Source organism: Curtobacterium sp. MMLR14_006 (assembly GCF_001864985.1).
Classification (GTDB): Bacteria; Actinomycetota; Actinomycetes; order Actinomycetales; family Microbacteriaceae; genus Curtobacterium.
Genome location: NZ_MJGU01000008.1, coordinates 50,556 through 71,718, shown reverse-complemented (window position 1 = coordinate 71,718; position 21,163 = coordinate 50,556). Strand labels below are relative to the sequence as shown.

Sequence of the window (21,163 nt, the reverse complement as noted above, 5' to 3'; positions counted from 1 at the left end):
CACGAGCAGCAGCCCGAACGCGACGACGAACCCGAAGCCGGGCACCACGAGCGTGAGCGCGGACACGACGGTGACCAGGGCGAAGAACGCCGCAGCCGTCAGGAACACCCCGTTCCGGAGCATCCGCGGATCGTGCCGCCGGCAGGACACGTAGAGCAGCAGGAAGACGACGGCGATGATCGGCGCCGGGCCGAGCCCGGTCAGCACGCGGTCGCACGGGGGTCGGTCATGCAGCCACGGTACCGGCGCCCGGTGACGGCCCTCCCCGCCGTCAGCCGACCGCGCGCCGGATCAGGGCCGCGACCCTCGTCGCGTCGTCGTCGGAGAACGCCGGCGTGATCGCGTACGCGGTCGGCCACATCGACCCGTCGTCGAGCGCGGCCGGGTCCTGGAACCCGAGCGTCGCGTACCGGGCGCCGAACTTCGCGGCGCCCTGGAAGAAGAACACGACCTTGCCGTCCTCCGCCCACGCCGGCATCCCGTACCAGAGCTTCGACGTGAGCCCGGGAGCGGCGTCGAGCGCGATGCGGCTGATCCGCTCGGCCAACGCGCGGTCCGGCTCGGGCATCCCGGCGATCGCGTCCCGCACGGCCTGCGCCGCCGCCGCGGCCTTCTCGGCCCTGGTGCCCTTCGTGCTCCGGGAACGCTGCACCTCGGCGGCGTGCTCCCGCATCGCCGCGCGCTCGTCGTCCGAGAACGTCGGGTCCGTCGTCGTCCCTGCCATGGCCTGCTCCCTCGCGTACCGGTGCCTCGATGATGCACCCGTGTCCGGCCACGGCGTTCGTCGGGCGCGCTGGTGGCAGGCTCGGACCATGACCTACATCGCCAGCGACGACCGCTACGACTCGATGACGTACCGCCGCACCGGCCGCTCGGGCCTCGACCTGCCGCTGCTCTCCCTCGGGTACTGGCACAACTTCGGGGACGACGTGCCCTTCGAGACCCAGCGCGCCATCAGCCGCAGGGCGTTCGACCTCGGCATCACCCACCACGACCTCGCGAACAACTACGGCCCGCCCTACGGCGCCGCCGAGGTCAACTTCGGTCGGCTGATGCGTGAGGACTTCCGGCCCTACCGCGACGAGATGATCGTCTCGACGAAGGCCGGCTGGGACATGTGGCCCGGCCCGTACGGCCAGGGCGGCGGGTCGCGCAAGTACGTGCTCGCCTCGCTCGACCAGTCGCTGCAGCGCACGGGTCTGGACTACGTCGACGTCTTCTACTCGCACCGGCTCGACGCGTCGACCCCGCTCGAGGAGACCATGGGCGCCCTGCACACCGCCGTGCAGCAGGGCAAGGCGCTGTACGTCGGGATCTCGTCGTACGACGCCGAGCGCAGCCGCCAGGCCGTCGAGATCCTGCGCGACCTCGGCACGCCGCTGCTCATCCACCAGCCCTCGTACTCGATGCTCAACCGCTGGATCGAGACCGAGGGGCTGCTCGACGCCGCCGGCGAGCTCGGCTTCGGCGTGATCGGCTTCACCGCGCTGGCGCAGGGGCTGCTCACCGGCAAGTACCTGGACGGCGTGCCCGACGACTCCCGTGCGGCAGCGGGCAAGTCCCTCGACGCGTCGAGCATCACGCCCGAGGTCGTCGAGCACCTCCGTGCACTGAACGACGTCGCGGCCGCCCGCGGGCAGTCCCTCGCACAGCTCGCCCTGGCCTGGGCGCTCCGCGACGAGCGCGTGACCTCGCTCGTGATCGGGGCGTCGAAGGTGTCCCAGCTCGAGGACAACGTCGCCGCGCTGTCGAACACCACCTTCACCGACGAGGAGCTCCGCACCATCGACGAGCACACCGTCGGCATCGCCGACGTCGACCTGTGGGCGGGCGCGCGCGCCGGCGAGGTCTCCTGACCGGTGGCGCAGCGGACGGGAGGCCCGTGGCNNACGGGCCTCCCGTCCGTCCGCCGCTGCCGACGGGCCGTGACCGGTCCGGTTGGTACGATGGGCGCTGTTCAGAACACGCAGTGTGTACCTACCGGACGCCGGCACCCCGGCGGACAACGGCGGCACCCGATGGGTCCGCCTCCACCGAACCGGGACGGGCCGAGAAGGCACGACCCGATGCTCCAGACACGCCCCGACGCGGCCCTCACCGCGGCAGCCCCCTCGCTCGTCTCCCTCGCCGGCCGGTGGTACTTCCCGGTGGCGTTCATCGCCCGGCTGCCGTTCGCCATGATGGTCGTCGGCGTCCTGACGCTCGTCGTCGCCGCCCGTGACTCGGTGGCGCTCGGCGGGGTGAACTCCGCCTCCGTCGGCATCGGTGCCGCGGTCTTCGGGCCGCTGGTCGGTGCCGCCGCCGACCGGTTCGGCCAGCGGGCCGTGCTCGTCCCCGTCGGCCTGGTGAACGCGGCGCTCCTCGGGGCGTTCCCCTTCGTCGTCAGCGGCAGCGCGCCCGACCTCGCCGTGCTCGCGACGGCGTTCTGCATCGGCGCATCCGCGCCGCAGGTCGCGCCGATGTCCCGCACCCGGCTCGTCGCGATCATCCGGCAGCGCATGCGGCCCGAACGGCACGAGAAGACCCTCAGCGGCACGATGGCGTACGAGTCGGCCGCCGACGAGACCGTCTTCATCATCGGACCGTTCCTGGTCGGCGTCCTCGCCAGTGCGATCGCCCCCTGGGTCGCGGTCGCCGGGGCGTCGGTCCTGACCTTCGTGTTCGTGACGGCCTTCGCGCTGCACCCGACCGGGCGCCTGGTGCTCGGCCGCGAGCAGCAGACGGCCCAGGCGCCGGCACGCCAGCTCCTGCGGCCCCGGCTCGTCGTGGTCGTCGTCGGGATCCTCGGCGTCGGGCTGTTCTTCGGCTCGACGCTGACCGCCCTGACCGCCTTCATGGAGGTCCACGGGCAGGCCTCGCAGGCCGGGCTCCTCTACGGCCTGATGGGCATCGGCTCGGCGGGGCTCGCGCTCGGGTCGGCGGCGTTCCCGCAGGCGTTCGGCCTCGGCTGGCGTTGGCTCGTGTTCGGCGTCGTGCTGCTCGGCGGCGCGCTCGCGTTCTCGCAGGCCGACTCGGTCGTCGCCGCCGGCATCGTGCTCGCGGTCATGGGCGTCGGCATCGGCCCGACGCTCGTCGCGCAGTACAGCCTCGGGTCGGACCGCTCCCCGGTCGGCCGCTCGGCGACGACCATGACGATCCTCGGGTCGGCCGTCATCGTCGGGCAGTCGATCGCCTCGGCCGTGACCGGCGACCTCGCCGAGCAGCACGGTGCCACGACGGCGATGGCCGTGCCGGCGATAGCGGCGGCGGTCGTCGTGCTGGCGGCGGTGGCGAACCTGCTCCTGCCCCGGCGCACCGCGGCCTGAGCCGTCACTCGGTGTCGTCGACCAGCAGGTCCTCGTGCCGGTAGTCGTTCGACCGGAGCCCGGCGCGGGCGATCATGTGCGTCGACACCGGCACCAGGAACAGCTGGAACACCATGATCGGCAGCACGAGCCAGAACGCCGTCCAGGTCCCGACCGCGACGACGATCGCCGCGAGCGACAGCGCCAGGCCGAGCACCTGCGGCTTCGCCATGGCGTGCAGCCGGACGAGCGGGTCGGGGAAGCGCACGATGCCGATCCCGGCGCCGAGCGACAGCACCGCGCCGACGAGCAGCAGCCCGAGTGCGATCCACGCCCGCACGCCGGCACCGTCGAGGTACGCCTCGATGATCTCGGTCACGACTGCTCCTGTTCCGCCGCGGGTTCCTCGGCGCGCTCGGGGGTGGTGACGGTGAGCCCCTCGTCGGACGGGTCGGACGACGGGGTGACGGCCCGGGCGACGGCGATGGTCGCGAAGACGCTCGTCGCCGCGATGACGACGAGCACCGGGATGCCGGTCAGGTCACGGCGGACCACCATCGCGGCCGCGATCACCACGAGCACGGTCGTCAGGACCATGTCCGAGCCGATCATCCGGTCCAGGATGGTCGGCCCGCGCACGATCCGGTACACGGCGAGGGCGAGTGCCGCTCCGAGCAGGGCGAGGACGAGCGCGATGCCGATCCCCATGACGACGACGGCGGCGCTCATCGGGTGACCTCCGGTCGGGGCCCGGACAGTTCGGACACGTCCTGCTTCGACCCGAGCGCACGGATGACGAGCGTCTCGATGCCGAGCGCCTCCGCGCGGGCGGCCTCGACCTGCTCGTCGCGGTCGGTGTCGATGACGTGCAGCAGCAGGCGCCGGCGGCGCAGGTCGACGTCGGCGACGTACGAGCCCGGCACCAGGGCGATCGCGAGGGTCGCCAGCGTGAACGTCATCTCCGCCGTGGTGTGCAGCTGCACGAGCACGATGGAGCTGCGCCGGACCCCGCGCGGTCGGACGGCCACCCAGGCCACCCGGAACGACGCGACGACGACGAGCCCGGTCCACACCACGAGGAACCGCAGCGCGTGCACGATCGAGAACCGCGTCGACAGCGGTACCGGTGGCAGCGGCAGCGCCTGCGTGGCGAGGAGCGCCACGACCAGCCCGCAGAGCAGCGTGAGCGGCGTCCACGACCCCCACAGCAGCGCCCACAGCACGGTGAGCCCGGCCACGAGCGGCACGTCGTAGCGCCACGCCACCGCGATGCGGCGGGCGTTCGAGATGCGACGGACGTCGGTCATCGGTCACCTCCGAGCACGGCCTGCACGTAGCGGTCCGGCGACTCGAGCGACTCCGCTGCGCGGGTCGCGTAGCCGTAGAGCGGACCCGCGACGACGGTCAGGGCGACGGACCCGAGCACCGCGACGGTCGTCACGCCGACGAGCATGCGGGGCAGTCGGACCTTCGTCGGTGCCTCGCCGACCGTCTCGGTCGACCCGGTGGTCGGACTGGAGGCGCGGCTCGCGTGGGGTGCGTCGGTGACCGTCACCGAGCCTCCCGGGTGGAAGGCCTCGCCCGTCTCCTCGGAGACGGTCAGGGGGGCGGGTTCCGGCGACCGCAGGGCGGCGTGCGGTTCGGCGGTGGTGACGTGCGGGGCCGCGGCCTCGGCCGCGGGCTTCGGCCGCCAGAAGGCGGCGTCCCACACGCGCATCAGCGCGTACAGGGTGAGCAGGGACGTCAGCACGCCCGCCGCGATCGTGACGTACGCCATCGGCGAGCCGTCCTGGGCGGCCGCGCGGAACAGTCCGAGCTTGCCGATGAACCCGGAGAACGGCGGGATGCCGCCGAGGTTGAACGCCGGGATGAGGTAGAGCGCCGCGAGCAGGGGCGCCGCCTTCAGCAAGCCGCCGAGCGACCGGGTCGAGGTGGTCCCGCCGACGCGTTCCATCAGCCCGGAGACCAGGAACAGCGTGGTCTGCACGACGATGTGGTGCACGGTGTAGAACACGGCGGCGGCGGTGCCCGCCACGGTGCCGAGGCCGACGCCCATCACCATGAAGCCGATGTGGCTGATCAGGGTGAACGACAGCAGCCGTTTCACGTCGGTCTGCGAGACGGCGCCGAGCACCCCGACCACCATCGTGAGCACCGCCACCACGAGCAGCACGTTGTTGAGCTGCGAGCCGGGGAAGATCACCGTCTCGAGCCGGATGATCGCGTAGATGCCGACCTTCGTGAGCAGGCCCGCGAAGACCGCGGTGACCGGTGCCGGCGCCGTCGGGTACGAGTCGGGCAGCCAGAAGGCGAGCGGGAACACCGCCGCCTTGATCCCGAACCCGATGAGCAGCATCGTGTGCAGGAGCAGCTGCACGTGCTCGGGCAGGTCGGCGACCCGCTCGCTGATCTGCGCGATGTTGACGGTGCCGGTCGCGCCGTAGACCAGGCCGATGGCGGCGAGGAAGATCGCCGACGCGATGAGGCTCGTCACGATGTACGTCGTCCCGGCCCGGACGCGCTGCTCGCTGCCGCCGAGGGTGATGAGCACGTAGCTCGCCACGAGCAGCATCTCGAACGCGACGTAGAGGTTGAACAGGTCGCCGGCGATGAAGGAGTCGAGCACGCCGGCGGCGAGCACGAGGTACGTCGGGTAGAAGATCGTGACCGGGGCGTCCTCGTCGTCCGCGGCCAGGCCCTGCCCGATCGAGAACAGCAGGACGAGCAGCAGCACGCTCGCGCTGACGGTCAGCAGCAGGGCGCTCAGCCGGTCGACCACGAGCGAGATGCCGTACGGGGCGTCCCAGCCGCCGACCTGCACGACGATCGTGCCGTGCCGGTCGACGAGCACCATGAGCGTCGCGGCGACGGCCAGGGCGACGACGAGCACCACGACGGTGATCGCGCGCTGCAGCTTCTGGTGGCGCAGGAGTCCGAGTGCGACCGCGGCGCCGAGCAACGGGACGAGGACGAGGAGCGGGGCGAGCCAGGTCATCGGGTCGTCTCCTGTTCGGCGTCGGTGGTGGTCTCCGGGTCCTCGTCGGCCGGTTCGTCGCGGTCACGGCCGATCGCGACGTCGGCCTCGTCGACCTCGACCTCGTCGGCGCGGGACAGTTGCCACGAGCGGTGGATGAGCGCGAGCAGGAACGCGCTCACGGCGAAGGTGATCACGATGGCGGTGAGGGCGAACGCCTGGGGGAGCGGGTCGGTGATGCCGTCGGCGGACTTGCCCACGGGCGGGTCGCCCGCGGCGCCGGACATCACGAGCAGCAGCAGGTTGAGCGCGTTGCCGAGCAGCAGGAAGCCGAGCAGCATCCGGGTCAGGGACCGTTCGAGCAGCAGGTACACGCCGCACGAGAAGAGCACGGCCATCGCGATGACGAGGACGAGGGTGACGGTCACGTCGCGCTCCCTTCGGGGGTGGGGGCCTGCAGGTTGTCCTGCGCGGACTCCTCGGTGGTGTCGCGGACCGACGTCGAGGCGTCCTCGAGGCGCTGCCGGTCGACCTCGGCGCCGAGGCTGCGCAGCACGTCGAGGACCAGGCCGACGACGACCAGGTAGACGCCGATGTCGAAGAACGTCGCGGTGACGAACTCGACGTGGCCGAGCACGGGGACGGTGGCCTCGAAGAACTCGGAGTACAGGGCCTCGCGGCCGAAGAACAGCGGGACGATCGCGGTGATCGCCGCCGTCGCGACACCGAGGCCGAGCAGTCGACCGGCGCGTACCGGGGCGGCCGCGCCGAGCTCCGCCGGGCCGCCGGCCAGGTAGCGGGCGGCCAGGGCGATGCCCGCGACGAGACCGCCGGCGAAGCCGCCGCCGGCCGCGTTGTGCCCGGCGAACAGCAGGTACACCGACAGCACGATGAGGCCGTGGAACAGCAGGCGGACCACCACGTCGAGCAGGGCGGAGCGACCGGTCGGGATCGCGGCGCTCGTCGGCAGCCAGGCCCGGGGCTCGCCGTCGGCGCGGCGGCCGTCGGCGGTCAGCTTCTCGGGCAGGTCGCGCAGTCGGGGCAGGGTGTCCTCGCGGGAGTTCACGAAGATCAGGCTCGCGACGCCGGTGGCCGCGGCGACGACGACGGTCAGCTCGCCGAGGGTGTCCCAGCCGCGCAGGTCGACCAGGGCGACGTTGACGACGTTCAGGCCGTGGCCGAACGAGCTCGTGAGCGCCGGCAGGTCGGGCCAGATCGGGTCGGCCGTGCGGGCAGACGCCGCGACGACGACGACGACCGCCAGGGTGAGGCCGGCGAGCCCGGCGAACAGCGCGCGTGCGACGCGGAAGCGCGACGGGTTGGTCGTCGCGATCCGCGGGGGCAGGCGCCGGAGCACCAGGACGAAGGCGATGAGCGTGACGGTCTCGACGACGAGCTGCGTGAGTGCGAGGTCGACCGCGCCGTGCAGGACGAAGAGCACGGACATGCCGTATCCGGTCACGCCGACCAGGACGGCGGCGGCGAACCGGGTCTTCGCGGTGAGCACGGCGATCGCGGCGAAGGCCATCACGAGCACGACGGGGACCTGGCCCCACGAGTCGGCGAACCGGACGTGGAACGCCCACGGGCCGCCGACCACCAGGTTGACGAGCGCCCCGGCGACGAACACCGACAGGATGACGGTGAGGTAGTACGGCAGGGACCCCCGCTGCAGCCCGGCGGTGATGCCCGTCGCGAGCCGGTCGAGTCCGCGCATGAGTCGCCGGTACGTGCCGGCGGCGCTCGGGGACCCCGCCAGCCGGTGCTGGAGCGCCTCGACCCGACGGCGCAGCAGGAACAGGGCGGTGCCGCCGACCAGTGTCACGGCGGACAGGCCGAGTGCCGGTTCGAGACCGTGCCAGAGCGCCAGGTGCGGGACGGCCTCGCCGGGCAGCGCGGCGGCGGTCGCGGCGGGCTCGATGCCGTGCGCGACCACCGGGGTGAGCAGGCCGAGTGCGAGCCCGGTGAGCGCGAGGACGGACGGCACGACCCCGAGGCCGTGCAGGGCGTGCGGCTCGGTCTCGGCGACGCCGTCCTTGCGGGCGAACGCGCCCCAGAGGAAGCGCAGCGAGTACGCCACGGTGAGCACCGAGCCGACCGTCACGCCGACGAGCGCGATCCACGCCCACCCGGCGTCGGGACCGTGCAGGGACTCGACGAAGCCGGTGAGCACGGCCTCCTTCGCGACGAAGCCGATCGTCGGCGGGATGCCCGCCATCGAGACCAGGGCGAGCACGGCGACGACGGCGAGCCACGGCCGCTTCCGGCCGAGCCCGCTCAGGCGCCCGAGGTCACGGGTGCCGGTGGTGTGGTCGATCGCGCCGACCACCAGGAAGAGCGTCGACTTGAACGCCGCGTGCGCCACGAGCAGCGCGACACCGCCGAGCGCGACCGCGGGGGTGCCCCACCCGGCGGCGAGCACGAGGAAGCCGAGCTGGGCCACGGTGCCGTAGGCGAGCAGGAGCTTGAGGTCGGTCTGCCGGAGTGCGCGGTAGCCGCCGACGAGCATGCCGAGCACCCCGAGCACGGTGATGGTCTCGCGCCAGCCGCCGAGCAGCGCGAACGCCGGGGCGAGCCGGGCCACCAGGTAGATGCCGGCCTTCACCATGGCGGCGGCGTGCAGGTACGCGCTGACCGGGGTCGGGGCGGCCATCGCAGCGGGGAGCCAGAAGTGGAACGGCACGATCGCCGACTTCGTGAGTGCGCCGAGCAGCACGAGGACCACCGACACCGACACCATCGCGCCGGTCGGCGGCGCGGCGATGATGCCGGACAGCGAGGTCGTGCCCGCCGCGACGGAGAGCATGACGAGGCCGGCGAGCATCGCGAGACCACCGGCCGTCGTGACCACGAGCGCCTGCATGGCGGCGGCGCGGCTCGCCCGCTTGTCGGCGTCGTGCCCGATGAGCAGGTACGAGAAGACCGTCGTGGCCTCCCACAGCACGAACAGGACGATGACGTCGTCGGCGACGACCAGGCCGTACATCGACCCGGCGAATGCCGTGAGGACCCCGGCGAACCGGCCGGTCCCGGGTTCGTCGCGACCGAAGTACGACGCGCAGTAGACGAGCACGAGGGCCCCGACGACCGACACCACGAGCGCGAGCACCCACGACAGGGCGTCCATCCGCAGGGCGATCTCGAGGTCGAGTTGCGGCACCCACCGGTGGCGTTCGACGACGCCGTCGTGCAGGGCCGCGTCGGTCTGCGCGATCGTCAGCACCGCGGCCGCGGCGGGCGCGACGGCGGCGACGAAGAAGACGCGGCGGCCGAGGACGGGGGTCAGGGCGGGGACGATCAGGGCGACGATCGCGAACACGATGAGGATGGGGACCATCGGGCACCTCCTCGGGTCGGGCTGGAGTCCGGCTCACTGGGCCCTCACAGCTTACGAAGAGCGCCATGTGGAGAACCTGTGCGACCGGACAGGCGGGCCGCGCCCGGTCGACGCGACGACCCGAGCCCTCAGCGACCGTGCGCGCGCGACGGGATCTGCGTCGCCAGCTTGCCGCCGGAGACGTCGAGCAGGGTGCCGGTGATGTACCCGGAGGCGTCGCTCGCCACGAAGACGAGCAGGTCGGCGACGTCGTCGGCGGTCTCCCACCGGCGCAGGGACAACGTGTCGAGCAGGCGGTCCTGCGCCTCGGCCGGCATCGTCGCGAAGCCGTTCATCGCCGTCGGCACCATGCCCGGTGCGTAGGCGTTCACGGTGATCCCCCACGGGCCGAGCTCCGACGCGAGCACCCGGGTGAACGAGACGACGGCGGCCTTCGACGCCGCGTAGGCAGCGCTCCCGACGCTGGGCACGATCGCCGCGAACGAGGCGGCGTTGACGATCCGACCGCGGCCGGCCGCCTGCATCACCGGCGCGACGGCCTGGCTCATGAGGAACGTGCCGCCGAGGTTGACGTCCATGCAGCGGCGCCAGGCGTCCCACTGCAGCTCGGCGACGGTGCCCTCGACGTTGATGCCGGCGTTGTTCACGAGCACGTCGATGGTGCCGTGGCGAGCGACGACCTCGTCGACGGCGGCGCGGACGGACGCCGGGTCGGCGACGTTGCACACGACGTGGTCGAGCGGGAAGTCGGGCTCGAAGCCCAGGTCGAGGGCGACGACGCGGCAGCCCTCCGCGACGAAGCGGTCGGCGAGCGTCCGCCCGATCCCGCGTGCTGCTCCGGTCACGACCACCACGCGGTCGGTCAGGTCGAGGTGCATCGTTGCTCCCGTCGTCGGTGCCTCGAATAGGCATACTATTCGAGCATGACGGATCAGCGTGTGCTCTGGGTCACGGGTGGGGGCAGCGGCATGGGGGCCGCGAGTGCCGAGGCAGCGGCACGTGACGGCTGGTCCGTGGTGCTCAGCGGGCGCCGTGTCGACCGGCTCGAGCAGGTGGCAGGTGCCATCCGGGACACCGGTGGCACCGCGGAGGTCCTGCCCCTCGACGCGAACGACCCCGACGCCGTCGCAGCCGCGCGGGACACCGTGCTCGAGCGGCACGGGCGGCTCGACGGGCTCGTGCTGGCGGCCGGGCGCAACGCCCCGCGACGCCGGTGGGACGACCAGTCGCTCACCGACTTCCGCGCGATCGTGGACACGAACCTCACCGCCGTCGTCACGATGGTGGACGCCGCGCTGCCGGCACTCCGCGCGGCCGGTGGCGTGGTCGTGGTCGTGTCGTCGTACGCCGGGTGGTCCTTCCAGCCGGGGGCGGGTGTCGCGTACTCGGCGAGCAAGTCCGCGCTCGCGTCGGTCGTCCGGACGCTCAACCAGCAGGAGGCCGAGCACGGCGTGCGTGCCACGCACCTGTGCCCGGGTGACGTCGCGACCGACTTCCTCGACCAGCGCCCGGAGGTCCCCGACGCGGCTGCCCGGCGGCGCATGCTCCAGCCGGAGGACGTCGGGCGGACGGTCGCCTTCGTGCTCGGGGTGCCGGCGCACGTGCGCATCGACGAGCTCGTGCTCTCGCCGGTCTCGCAGCGGTGACGAGCACCTTCGACCGGGTGCTCGACCAGATCGGTGCCGCCGTCGTCTCCGGCGCCGTCGCCGTGGGCAGCCGTCGGAGCATCGACGACCTGGTGGTCTGGACCGGGGCCAGCCGCAGCATCGTCCGCGAGGCCGTCCGCGTCCTCGTCGGCCTCGGCCTGCTCACCGCACGGCGCCGGGTCGGCGTGACCGTCCTCGGCGTGCGGCAGTGGGACGTCCTGGACCCGCGCGTGGTGCGGTGGCGTCTGCGGGGTCCCGACGGCGACCGCGTGGCGGTCGAGCTCCGCGAGCTGCGTGCGGCGGTCGAACCCGTCGCCGCTGCCGCAGCAGCCCGGCGTGCAGCGCTCGACGAGTGCGCGGACCGACGGGAGGCCCTCCGCACCACCGCGGACGAGCTCGCCGCCGCCGCGACCCGCGACGACCGCGTCGGCTTCGTGATCGCGGACGTGCGGTTCCACTCGCTCGTGCTCGACCTGTCCGGCAACGCGCTGTACCGACGGCTGTACCAGGTCGTCGGCCAGGTGCTGCGCGAGCGCGGGAGCATCCGCCCGGACCGGCACGACGTCGGCCTCCACCTCGCACTCGCCGGTGCCGTCGTCGGCGGTCGCCCCGACGAGGCGGCCTCGACGATGCGGGCGATCGTCGACCGCACGTGAGCGGAGCGCCGCCGACCTGCGAGGATGGGGGTCGGCGCGTCCTCCCGACGCCCGTGGGAGGCGGAGTCGTGGACGCAGCACAGGACCTGGTGGTCCAGCTCGTCGGCACCCCGTGGGCGTTCCTCGTCGTCGGCCTCGTGCTCGCCGTCGGCAGCGTCGCGGTCTTCCTGCCCAGCCAGGCACTGGTCGTCGCGATCGGCACGCTCCTGGTGGGCGGTGACGGCGGGATCCTGGCGGTGCTCCTCCTCGTCGTCGCGGCCTCGATCGGCATGGTGCTCGGCGACCTCGGCCTGTTCCACCTGGCACGGACGGTCGACCTCGGCTCGCGGTCGTGGTTCTCGCGGCCGAAGGTCCGGAAGGCCCGCGACGCCATCGACGGCCGGTACCGCGCCGCTCCCGGTCGCATCGCGGTCCTCGGGCGCTTCATCCCGATGGGGCGGCTCACGACGAACCTGGTCGGCGCGGACAGCGGGCTCGACGTCCGGCGCTTCCTGGTCAGTTGCGTGCTCGCCGACGTCGTGTGGGCCGCGTACTGCGTCGGCATCGCCGCGGCCACCGGACGCTGGAGCCGCGACGAGCCCTTCCTCGTGACGGTCCTGGCGGTCGTGGCGTCGATCCTGCTCGGGTTCGGGATCTCCGCGATCGAGAAGGCCGTGCGACGGCGCAGCGAGGCGGCGGCCGCGGTCTGACGACCGTAAGGTGGGCAGCCCGTTCGAAGGAGAACCCGTGCTGCTGGACGACCTCGTGCCCGACCCCGACGCGCTCGAGCGCATCGCCACCGGCAGCACCTGGGCCGAGGGGCCCTGCTGGATCGCCGCGAGCCGCACCCTGCGGTGGTCGGACATCCCCGGCGACCGCATCCTGCAGTGGCACGCGGACTCGGGGGAGACCTCGGTGTACGCCGAGCAGGTCGAGTTCACCAACGGCCGCACCGCCGACCGGGACGGCAGCGTCGTGCAGTGCTCGCACGGCCGTCGACGCGTCGAGCGCGACCGCGACGGGGTCGTGACGTCGATCGTCGATGCCTGGGCCGGTGTCCGGCTGAACTCGCCGAACGACGTCGTCGTGGCGCGGGACGGCAGCGTGTGGTTCACCGACCCGGCGTACGGCATCACGCAGCCGCGCGAGGGGCACCCGGGCGCGCGCGAGTACGGCGACCACTGGCTCTTCCGCTGCGGACCGGAGGGCCAGGACCTGCGACCCGTCGCGACCGACGTCGACCAGCCGAACGGGCTGGCGTTCGACCCCGACGAGCGGGTGCTCTACGTCGCCAGCTCGGACGGCGACGAACCGGTCATCCGGGCGTACGACCGCAGGGGTGACCGCGGCGACCTGCTGAAGAACGGCCGGGTGTTCGCGTGCCTCGAGCCGGGCGAGGGGGTGCCGGACGGCATCCGCGTCGACGTGCACGGCAACGTGTGGTCGTCGGCGGCCACGGGGGTCGTCGTGTTCGACCCGACGGGCTCGCGGATCGGTGCGATCGCGGTGCCCGAGGTGACGGCGAACCTGTGCTTCGGCGGCGACGACGGCACCACGCTCTTCCTGACGTCGACGACGTCGGTGTACCGGATCGCGACGACGACGCGGGACGCTGCCGTATCCTGAGCCGGCCATGCAGTGCGACTACTTCGACCGCGGGGTGTGCCGGTCCTGCACGCTCATGGGGCAGCCCTACGCCGACCAGGTCCTCGACAAGGAGCTCCGCACGCGGGAACTCCTGCAGGACGCGGTCGAGGCCGCCGGGGGACCAGGGGCGGTCACCTGGTCACCCGCGATCACCAGCCCCGAGTCCGGGTACCGGAACAAGGCGAAGATGGTGGTCGGCGGCTCGACGCAGCACCCGACCGTCGGGATCCTCGACGACCGGCAGCGCGGGGTCGACCTGCGGCACTGCGGCATCTGCACCCCGGGGATCCGGCACGCGTTGCCCGTCCTCGCCGACTTCGTCTCGTACGCCGGGCTCATGCCGTACGACGTGGCCGCACGCCGGGGCGAGCTGAAGTACGTCCTGGTCACCGAGTCGCCCGACGGCGAGCTCATGGTGCGCTTCGTGCTGCGGTCCGAGGGGCAGCTGCCGCAGCTCCGGCAGCACCTCGACGCGCTGCGCGCCGCGCTGCCGAACGCCGTCGTGGTCACCGCGAACCTGCTGCCCGAGCACAAGGCCGTGACCGAGGGCGACCGCGAGGTCGTGCTCACCGAGCAGGAGACCCTGCCGATGCGGCTCGGCGGGATCACGATGCACCTGCGGCCGCAGAGCTTCTTCCAGACGAACACCGCCGTGGCGACGCAGCTCTACGCGCAGGCGACGGACTGGATCGACGAGCTCGACCCGGCGTCGATGTGGGACCTGTACTGCGGCGTCGGCGGGTTCGCCCTGCACGCCGCACGTGCCGGCCGCGCCGTCACCGGGATCGAGACGAGCGCCGAGGCGATCCGCTCCGCGAAGCAGTCCGCGCGCGAAGCCGGACTCGAGGGCGTCCGGTTCGCCGCCGACGACGCCACCGAGCACGCCCTGCGGGCCCGTCCGACCGCGGTCCCGGAGCTCGTCGTGGTGAACCCGCCGCGGCGGGGCATCGGGGCGACCCTGTCCGGCTGGCTCGAGGAGTCCGACGTGCAGCACGTCGTCTACTCGAGCTGCAACCCGGTGACCCTGGCGAAGGACCTGGCGCGGATGCCGTCCCTGCGGCTGCGTCGGGCGCGCGTGCTCGACATGTTCCCGCAGACCGGTCACCTGGAGGCCGTGACCCTGCTGTCCCGGGTCTGATCGAGGACCGCTGCACCCCATTGCCAGGGGATTGCCATGTTGACGTCCCCCGGGTACACGCGATGACCATGCCCATGGGCATCGACGCGTACAGGTTCTCCGGTGGGGTACGTAGCATCGATGGGTAGAACCGTTTGTCTCGGTTTGATAACGGTGATGAGTTGCCTATGGTTGCCGCCGAGGTGCCGCCGGCACACGTCCACTGCCCCCGGTGGCGCACCCCACAACAGACCGCGATCGGTCGGGGTGGGCAGTGGCCGCTGCGTTCGAGCAGCGCGTGATCCCGGTGGAGCAATCACATGAAGAAGCTTTCCCGTACCCGCACCATCGTCGGCGGCCTGGCGTTCGCCGGCATCGCCGCGACCGGTGTCGGCCTCGCGGCAGCCCCCGCGAACGCAGCGTCCGGTTCGACCTGGGACGCCCTCGCGCAGTGCGAGTCCGGCGGCAACTGGGCCATCAACACCGGCAACGGCTACTACGGCGGCCTGCAGTTCAACCTCGGCACCTGGCAGGCCAACGGCGGCGCGGGCAACCCCGCGTCGGCGAGCCGCGAGGCACAGATCGCCGTCGCCGAGCGCGTCCTCGCCTCGCAGGGCTGGGGCGCCTGGCCCGCCTGCTCCGCGAAGCTCGGACTGAGCGGCACGAGCGGTGCCGCTCCGGCTGCCGCCGCGCCGGCCCCCCAGGCCCCCGTGCAGCAGGCCGCACCGACGCAGCAGGCCGCCCCGCAGCAGACGGCCCCGCAGCAGACCGCGCCGAGCACGACCGAGTCGGCACCGGCACCGGCTCCGGCCGCCACGACGCCGAGCAAGCCCGCCCCGGTCGAGACGAGCGGCAAGACGTACACGATCAAGTCGGGCGACACCCTCGACTCGATCGCGACGAAGCTGACGATCGATGGCGGCTGGAAGCAGCTCTGGGCCGCGAACACGTCGACCATCGACGACGCGAACCTCATCTACGCCGGCCAGGAGCTCCAGCTCCCCGCCTGATCGCTCCGCCGATCCAGCGACGACGACGCCCCACGACCTCGGTCGTGGGGCGTCGTCGCGTGCGGGGTCGGGGCCGCGGCCTACGGGTGGTCGGCCAGCCACCCCGCGACGTCGTCGGAGCGCAGCGCCTGGGACAGCTCGCCCACGGCGAGGGTGTTCAGCGTCACGATCGACTGGCCGTCCGGCGACGTCCCCGCGCCTGCGGTCGGCAGGGTGAACGTCCGCAGGTCGTCCGCGCGCACACCCCGGAGCGACCAGCCGAGCCGCACGAGCCGTGGGAACGTGAGCCCGGGGTCGACGGACAGGTGCTCGCTCGTCGCGGTCACGAAGTCCTGGATGCGGCCGGGGTTCGTCAGGGTCCCCCGCGAGAGCAACCCGTCGAGCACCCCGCGCATGAACGCCTGCTGGTTGCGGACCCGGGTGTGGTCGGCGTCGGCGAAGGCGTAGCGCTCCCGGACGAACGCCAGCGCGGCGTTGCCGTCGAGGTGGTTCGGTCCGGCGACGAAGTCGTGACCGCGAGCACTGAACGCCTGCGAGGAGTCGACCGTGACGCCGCCGAGGGCATCGGTCATCGACGCGAACCCGGTGAAGTCGATCTCGGCGACGTGGTCGATCCGGACGTCGAGCAGGCGTTCGACGGTCTGCACGGTGAGCGGGACGCCGCCCCAGGCGTACGCGGCGTTGATCTTCGCGCGACCGTGGCCGGGGACCTCGACCCAGGAGTCCCGCATGATCGACATGAGGTAGACGGCGCTGCGGTCCGCCGGGACGTGCGCGAGCATCAGGGTGTCCGCACGGCCGCCGGCGGTCCGGTCGGGGTCGTCCGCCGGCCGACGGTCCGAGCCGATGAGCAGGACGTTCTCGGCGCCCTTCGTCGCTGCCGGTCGAGCACCCTGCGGGAACGCGTCGCCGATCGTGTCGGTGCGGTCGCCGAAGCTCCGGGCGAGGCCGCCGACGAACACGCTCGCGACGACGGCGACGACGACAGCGATGCCGAGGATCGACGCCAGCGTCGCCACGGCGGCGACGACCACGGGCCGCCGGCGGCGGGATCGGCGGGCGGACTGTTCGGCGGCCAGACGGGCCGCCCGACGTTCGGACATGCGGGGCTCCTGCGGGGTCGGGTCGACCGGCAGTCGACCCAACCAGGGTATCGCATGTGATATGTGACCGGCGGGATGGTCAGAGCCGGTCGAGCACTCCCTGGAGCGCTGTGCGGAGCGCCGGGTCCTCGGGCAGGACCTCGCGCTCGATGTGCCGGGCCGTCTCCCACGACGCTCGGCCGGCGTCCGTGACCTGCACGACGCGGCGGCGACGATCGGCCGGGTGGGGCGTCCGCTCGACCAGGCCGTCCCGCTCGAGGCGCTCCAGGGTCCGCGACATCGTCTGCGGCTGGACGCGGGCGGTGCGCGCGAGCGAGTCGGCGCCGCTGGGGCCGGTCCGGACGAGGATGTCCACGACGATGAGCGCGGCGTGCGGCAGACCGATCGCCCGCAGGCGCTCGTCCCACTCGCGCTCGACGGCTCGCGCCGCGGCCGAGAGCAGGCGACCGAGCGGCCACTGGGTGGTCGTGTCGTCCATGGCCGCAGTCTAGGTCGCGTCGTCCGCCGTGGCGCTCGCCGCCGGGCGCTGACATGTGACACGCTGGGCGCATGCCAGTTCCGTCGACGCAGCCCGCAGCCGAGCGCAAGCTCCTCCGAGACACCGTGCAGGACAAGATCCGCGACGCGATCATGGACGGCACGCTCGAGCCCGGGGAACGGCTCAACGACGACGACCTCATCGCCTGGCTCGGGGTCTCCCGCACCCCCATCCGCGAGGCGCTCGCCGAGCTCGCCCGCGCCGGGCTCATCGAGATGGCGCCGAACCGCTACACCCGGGTGGCCGCCCCGACGGCGGAGGAGTTCCTCGACGCGTACCGCACGCTCGGCGTCATCTACGGCGGCGTGGTCCGCCTGGCGGTCCCGCGCTTCACCGAGTCGCAGCGCGGGAAGATCGTGAAGATGCTCGACGACGCGCACGGCAAGATCGCAGCCGACCAGCAGGACGAGGTGTTCCGCAAGGGCGCCGACCTGTACTCGCAGTGGGCGGACGCCTGCGGCAACGCTTCGCTCGCACAGCTCTGCCGCTCGACGACCGACGGCCTCGCCTTCAAGCTGCGGGTGCCCGAACTCGCCGAGCTGGTGCCGGCCGACGTGATCCTGCCCGAGCTCGAGAAGCTCCGCGCCGCCGTCCTCGACCAGGACCCGATCGCGGCCGAACTCGCGATGGAGGCCGTCCACCTGCTGCCCGAACGGTCCTAGGCGGGCAGCGGCGACCTCCCAGGTCCGTTCCATGTCCGTCCTGCGCGTGGCGGTTATGGTTTCCCGGTGAGCAACGAACCCGAGCAGACGACCGAGCCCGCGCGTCGCGGCTCCGTGCCGGCGCGCCACGGGCGCCAGAAGCGACGTGCGGGTGTGGTCTTCCCTGCAGTCGCCGGGGTCCTCACGATGGCGCTCCTGCTCAGCGGCGGGTACGCGGCCTTCGCGTTCAACCGCGTGCAGAGCGGGGTGACGCGGATCGACGCCATCGCCGGGGGCAAGAAGGACAAGGACGACATCGACGGCAAGGCGCAGAACATCCTGCTCGTCGGCGACGACCACCGTCCGGAGAACGCCACCCCCGAGCAGATGGCCGAGCTCAGCACGACGACCGACGGCGGTGCGACGAACACCGACACGATGATCGTGCTGCACATCAACGCCGACGGCTCGCAGGCGACGATGATCTCGTTCCCCCGCGACTCGTACGTCGACATCCCGGACGTCGGCAAGGGCAAGCTCAACAGCGCCTTCTACTACGGCACGCTCAACGGCGGTGGGGACACCGGCGGGGCGAAGATGCTCATCAAGACGATCGAGAACCTGAGCGGGCTGTCGATCGACCACTACGTGCGCGTCTCGCTGCTCGGCTTCTACCAGGTGGTGAAGGAGCTCGGCCCGGTCGAGGTGTGCCTGAACCAGCCCGCGAAGGACAAGGACTCCGGCGTGGACCTGCCCGCGGGCAAGTCGACGCTGAACGCGAAGGAGGCGCTGTCGTTCGTGCGTCAGCGCAAGGGGCTGCCGAACGGCGACCTCGACCGCAACGTGCGGCAGCAGTACTTCCTGTCGCAGGAGGCCCGCAAGGTCCTGTCCGCCGGCACGCTGCTCAACCCGATCAAGATGAACAACATCCTCGGGGCGATCGGTGACTCGATCCAGACCGACACCGACCTGGTGTCCCTCGCGACGCAGATGCGGAACCTGCGCCCGGGCAACATCCAGTCGGCGACGATCCCGACGCTCGGCACCCCGACGATCTACCCGAACGGCACGGCGCTCTCGATCGTCGAGGTCGACACCGTCGGGCTGCCCGCCTTCGTGCAGGGCCTGGTCGGCGAGCCGGAGCGGTACGCCAAGGCCGGTCGTGCGCAGCCGGCGAACACCTCGGTCACCGTGCTGAACGGCTCCGGCGTCGAGGGCGCCGCGACCGCCGCCGGGCAGGTCCTGACGGCACGCGGGTTCCAGGTCGCCCCGGCCGGGTCGTCCCCGACGACGAAGACCACGCAGGTGCAGTACCCGGCCGGCCAGGAGTCGCAGGCGAAGGCCGTCGCGGCCGTGACGCCGGGTGCGGTCGCGGTGCGGACGAACGTCGTCTCGACGGTCACGCTCGTGCTCGGCACCGACGGCAAGACCCCGAAGCCGGTCGCGGCGCCGAGTGCGACCGCCTCGTCGCCCGCCGCCGACCCCGGCAGCTCCTCCGGATCGGGTTCTGGTTCGGGGTCCAAGTCCAGCGCGAAGCCGTCGAAGGAGCCGTCGCCGAAGTCGACCGACGTGCACAACTACGGCACCGACGGCACCTGCATCAACTGACCGCGTCCCCCGCGGGATGGGAACGTCCGGCGGGAGGATCGGTACGGTCGACGGGTGAGCACTGCGGCCCGTCCGATCGTCCTGATGACCTACAACGTCAAGAACCCCGACCCGGCGCACGACTGGCCGGCACGGCTGCCGGTGGTGCTCGACATCATCCGTCGGCACGACCCGGACGTGCTGTGCGTCCAGGAGGCCTTCGACCACCAGATGGACGCCCTGCGCGCCGGCCTCCCCGACCACGCCGACGTCGGGCAGGGTCGCGAGGGCGGCACCGCGGGCGAGCACGCGGCGGTGTTCTTCCGCCGTGACCGGTTCCGCCCGGCCGACCAGGGGTCGTTCTGGCTGTCGGACACCCCCGACGAGCCGGTGTCGAACACCTGGGGCAGCCTGTACCCGCGGATCGCGAACCACGTCCGGCTGCTCGACGCCGACGGCCCGGCCTTCACCCTGCTCACCACGCACATGGACCACGAGGTCGGCCCGCACGGCGACGAGGTGCGGGGCAAGAGTGCCGCACTCATCGTGGAGCGCCTGGCCGCGGAGACCGGCCCGGTCGTGTTCGCGGGCGACTGCAACGAGCCGTCCGGTTCGGGTGCGGCGTCGCGCGTGTTCCGCGAGGCCGGCTTCGAGGACGCCTGGCTGGTGGCCGGCGACCCGGACGACCGGACCGCGAGCTACAACGAGTGGCAGCCCCCGGTGGACTCCGGTGAGCGCATCGACTGGGTGCTCACGCGCGGGGTCGCCGCCGTCGAGCGGGTCGAGATCGACCACGACGGCCCGGAGACCTGGTTCGCGAGCGACCACTTCCCGGTCGTCGCGACGATCCGCGTCTGACCGCGGGCGGCCGGGTCAGCAGCTGCGCTGTGCGTGCACCGGCATCGGCGACCCGAGCACCGTGACCGTGGTCTCGTCGGTCAGGGCCGACACCCCGTTCCTCCCGGAGTGGGCGCGGTCGGCGCGGTGCGACCGGTCCGTGCGCTCCCACCCCTCGCGGAGGAGCAGCTGCCACGCCTGGGCGTCGTCGGAGCCGTAGGACACGCGTGCCGAGCGCGGGGCGTCGGCGATCGCCCGGCGGATGTCGTCACCGACCCGCACACCGTCCGGACCGGAGAGCTCGACCGTCGAGCCCCATCGGCTGCGGACCGCGTCGCGCAGCACCCGGATCTCGACGGCGTTGCCGATGCGTGCCGTGGTGGTCAGGGCCGCGACCCGCACCGCACCGCGCCAGGTGTAGGTGGTGCCGGCGGGGAAGCACGCGCCGCCGTCGCCCTCGGCGGTCTGGGTGCGCGACGGTGTGCCGAGCAGGCGGTCGAGCAGGCCGACGGTGAGCGCGGAGTCGCGCATCGACGCACGGACGACGGTGTCGTCGCCGGCGCGCAGGACGAGCGACTCGGCGCCGAGCTCGATCGCGTCCACCCCGCGCAGCTGCGACTCCGTGACGACGACCGGTGCGGCGTCGCGGACGGGCACGGCGGCGACGGCGGCGTCCGATCCGGCCCAGGTCGCGCCGCCGCCGACGACCGATCCGGCCGTGCAGGCCAGGACGGCGGCGCAGAGAGCGAGCTTGGTCCGAGGAGTCACCGTCCGACGGTACGACGCCGGAGCGGCCTGGACGACAGG

Annotated in this window: 22 protein-coding genes and 1 pseudogene; 11 read left to right on the top strand and 12 right to left on the bottom strand. The window is 72.7% G+C overall.

Going from position 1 to position 21,163, the window contains the following annotated elements; translation table 11 throughout:
- A pseudogene (locus BIU94_RS03495) lies at window positions 1–207 on the bottom strand (YdcF family protein); the annotation flags it as partial.
- Between the two features lie 64 nt (window positions 208–271).
- Complete coding sequence (locus BIU94_RS03490) at window positions 272–724, bottom strand: iron chaperone (protein WP_071254261.1); 453 nt, start codon at window positions 722–724, stop codon at window positions 272–274.
- An 88-nt stretch (window positions 725–812) separates the two neighbouring features.
- On the opposite strand from BIU94_RS03490, the gene mgrA reads away from it, so the two are divergent.
- Window positions 813–1,856 (top strand): L-glyceraldehyde 3-phosphate reductase, encoded by a 1,044-nt coding sequence (gene mgrA / locus BIU94_RS03485; protein WP_071254259.1) that lies wholly within the window; start codon window positions 813–815, stop codon window positions 1,854–1,856.
- Between the two features lie 210 nt (window positions 1,857–2,066).
- Window positions 2,067–3,305 carry an MFS transporter gene (locus BIU94_RS03480; protein ID WP_071254257.1) on the top strand — a complete coding sequence of 413 codons (1,239 nt, stop codon included), beginning with the start codon at window positions 2,067–2,069 and terminating at the stop codon, window positions 3,303–3,305.
- Window positions 3,306–3,309: 4 nt separating this feature from the next.
- On the opposite strand, the gene BIU94_RS03475 is transcribed toward BIU94_RS03480, so the two are convergent.
- From BIU94_RS03475 to BIU94_RS03445, 7 genes are all read right to left on the bottom strand, one after another.
- Window positions 3,310–3,663, bottom strand: coding sequence for a monovalent cation/H(+) antiporter subunit G (locus BIU94_RS03475; protein ID WP_111042026.1), 354 nt, complete (start codon window positions 3,661–3,663; stop codon window positions 3,310–3,312).
- Entirely contained in the window at window positions 3,660–4,013 is a 354-nt protein-coding gene (locus BIU94_RS03470; RefSeq protein WP_071254255.1) for a hypothetical protein, read from the bottom strand. Before BIU94_RS03470 ends, BIU94_RS03475 begins: the two co-directional genes overlap by 4 nt.
- Window positions 4,010–4,591: a Na+/H+ antiporter subunit E gene (locus BIU94_RS03465; protein ID WP_071254253.1), complete on the bottom strand. Its 582-nt coding sequence runs from the start codon at window positions 4,589–4,591 to the stop codon at window positions 4,010–4,012. Before BIU94_RS03465 ends, BIU94_RS03470 begins: the two co-directional genes overlap by 4 nt.
- Window positions 4,588–6,279: a Na+/H+ antiporter subunit D gene (locus tag BIU94_RS03460; protein WP_071254251.1), complete on the bottom strand. Its 1,692-nt coding sequence runs from the start codon at window positions 6,277–6,279 to the stop codon at window positions 4,588–4,590. The genes BIU94_RS03465 and BIU94_RS03460 overlap by 4 nt, the downstream gene beginning before the upstream one ends.
- Window positions 6,276–6,686: a Na(+)/H(+) antiporter subunit C gene (locus BIU94_RS03455; protein ID WP_071254249.1), complete on the bottom strand. Its 411-nt coding sequence runs from the start codon at window positions 6,684–6,686 to the stop codon at window positions 6,276–6,278. Before BIU94_RS03455 ends, BIU94_RS03460 begins: the two co-directional genes overlap by 4 nt.
- Entirely contained in the window at window positions 6,683–9,595 is a 2,913-nt protein-coding gene (locus BIU94_RS03450) for a Na+/H+ antiporter subunit A (RefSeq protein WP_071254247.1), read from the bottom strand. The genes BIU94_RS03455 and BIU94_RS03450 overlap by 4 nt, the downstream gene beginning before the upstream one ends.
- A 128-nt stretch (window positions 9,596–9,723) precedes the next feature.
- Window positions 9,724–10,473: an SDR family NAD(P)-dependent oxidoreductase gene (locus tag BIU94_RS03445; protein WP_071254245.1), complete on the bottom strand. Its 750-nt coding sequence runs from the start codon at window positions 10,471–10,473 to the stop codon at window positions 9,724–9,726.
- 45 nt (window positions 10,474–10,518) lie between these two features.
- Here BIU94_RS03445 and BIU94_RS03440 point away from each other — a divergent pair, with 45 nt between their 5' ends.
- The 6 genes from BIU94_RS03440 (at window position 10,519) to BIU94_RS18185 (ending at window position 15,650) form a co-directional block, all read left to right on the top strand.
- Window positions 10,519–11,241 (top strand): SDR family oxidoreductase, encoded by a 723-nt coding sequence (locus BIU94_RS03440; protein ID WP_071254243.1) that lies wholly within the window; start codon window positions 10,519–10,521, stop codon window positions 11,239–11,241.
- Window positions 11,238–11,897, top strand: a complete 660-nt coding sequence (locus BIU94_RS03435) for a FadR/GntR family transcriptional regulator (protein ID WP_071254241.1) — start codon at window positions 11,238–11,240, stop codon at window positions 11,895–11,897. The genes BIU94_RS03440 and BIU94_RS03435 overlap by 4 nt, the downstream gene beginning before the upstream one ends.
- A 68-nt stretch (window positions 11,898–11,965) precedes the next feature.
- Window positions 11,966–12,586: a DedA family protein gene (locus BIU94_RS03430; RefSeq protein WP_071254239.1), complete on the top strand. Its 621-nt coding sequence runs from the start codon at window positions 11,966–11,968 to the stop codon at window positions 12,584–12,586.
- 37 nt (window positions 12,587–12,623) lie between these two features.
- Window positions 12,624–13,502, top strand: a complete 879-nt coding sequence (locus tag BIU94_RS03425) for an SMP-30/gluconolactonase/LRE family protein (protein WP_368086389.1) — start codon at window positions 12,624–12,626, stop codon at window positions 13,500–13,502.
- A gap of 7 nt (window positions 13,503–13,509) precedes the next feature.
- Window positions 13,510–14,661, top strand: a complete 1,152-nt coding sequence (gene rlmC / locus BIU94_RS03420; RefSeq protein WP_071254237.1) for a 23S rRNA (uracil(747)-C(5))-methyltransferase RlmC — start codon at window positions 13,510–13,512, stop codon at window positions 14,659–14,661.
- A 299-nt stretch (window positions 14,662–14,960) separates the two neighbouring features.
- Window positions 14,961–15,650 carry a transglycosylase family protein gene (locus BIU94_RS18185; RefSeq protein WP_071254235.1) on the top strand — a complete coding sequence of 230 codons (690 nt, stop codon included), beginning with the start codon at window positions 14,961–14,963 and terminating at the stop codon, window positions 15,648–15,650.
- 80 nt (window positions 15,651–15,730) lie between these two features.
- Here the strand turns inward: BIU94_RS18185 and BIU94_RS03410 are convergent, their stop codons facing one another.
- Window positions 15,731–16,753, bottom strand: coding sequence for an LCP family protein (locus BIU94_RS03410; protein ID WP_071254233.1), 1,023 nt, complete (start codon window positions 16,751–16,753; stop codon window positions 15,731–15,733).
- Window positions 16,754–16,832: 79 nt separating this feature from the next.
- Window positions 16,833–17,231: a MarR family winged helix-turn-helix transcriptional regulator gene (locus tag BIU94_RS03405; RefSeq protein ID WP_071254231.1), complete on the bottom strand. Its 399-nt coding sequence runs from the start codon at window positions 17,229–17,231 to the stop codon at window positions 16,833–16,835.
- Between the two features lie 71 nt (window positions 17,232–17,302).
- Here BIU94_RS03405 and BIU94_RS03400 point away from each other — a divergent pair, with 71 nt between their 5' ends.
- The 3 genes from BIU94_RS03400 to BIU94_RS03390 all read left to right on the top strand — a co-directional run bounded on the left by BIU94_RS03400 (window position 17,303) and on the right by BIU94_RS03390 (window position 20,377).
- Window positions 17,303–17,953 (top strand): GntR family transcriptional regulator, encoded by a 651-nt coding sequence (locus BIU94_RS03400; protein WP_071290523.1) that lies wholly within the window; start codon window positions 17,303–17,305, stop codon window positions 17,951–17,953.
- Between the two features lie 66 nt (window positions 17,954–18,019).
- Window positions 18,020–19,540, top strand: a complete 1,521-nt coding sequence (locus tag BIU94_RS03395; RefSeq protein WP_071254227.1) for an LCP family protein — start codon at window positions 18,020–18,022, stop codon at window positions 19,538–19,540.
- A gap of 54 nt (window positions 19,541–19,594) precedes the next feature.
- Window positions 19,595–20,377: an endonuclease/exonuclease/phosphatase family protein gene (locus BIU94_RS03390; protein ID WP_071254225.1), complete on the top strand. Its 783-nt coding sequence runs from the start codon at window positions 19,595–19,597 to the stop codon at window positions 20,375–20,377.
- 15 nt (window positions 20,378–20,392) lie between these two features.
- Here BIU94_RS03390 and BIU94_RS03385 read toward each other — a convergent pair whose 3' ends face one another.
- Window positions 20,393–21,124 carry a hypothetical protein gene (locus BIU94_RS03385; protein WP_071254223.1) on the bottom strand — a complete coding sequence of 244 codons (732 nt, stop codon included), beginning with the start codon at window positions 21,122–21,124 and terminating at the stop codon, window positions 20,393–20,395.
- Window positions 21,125–21,163: the final 39 nt, after the last annotated feature.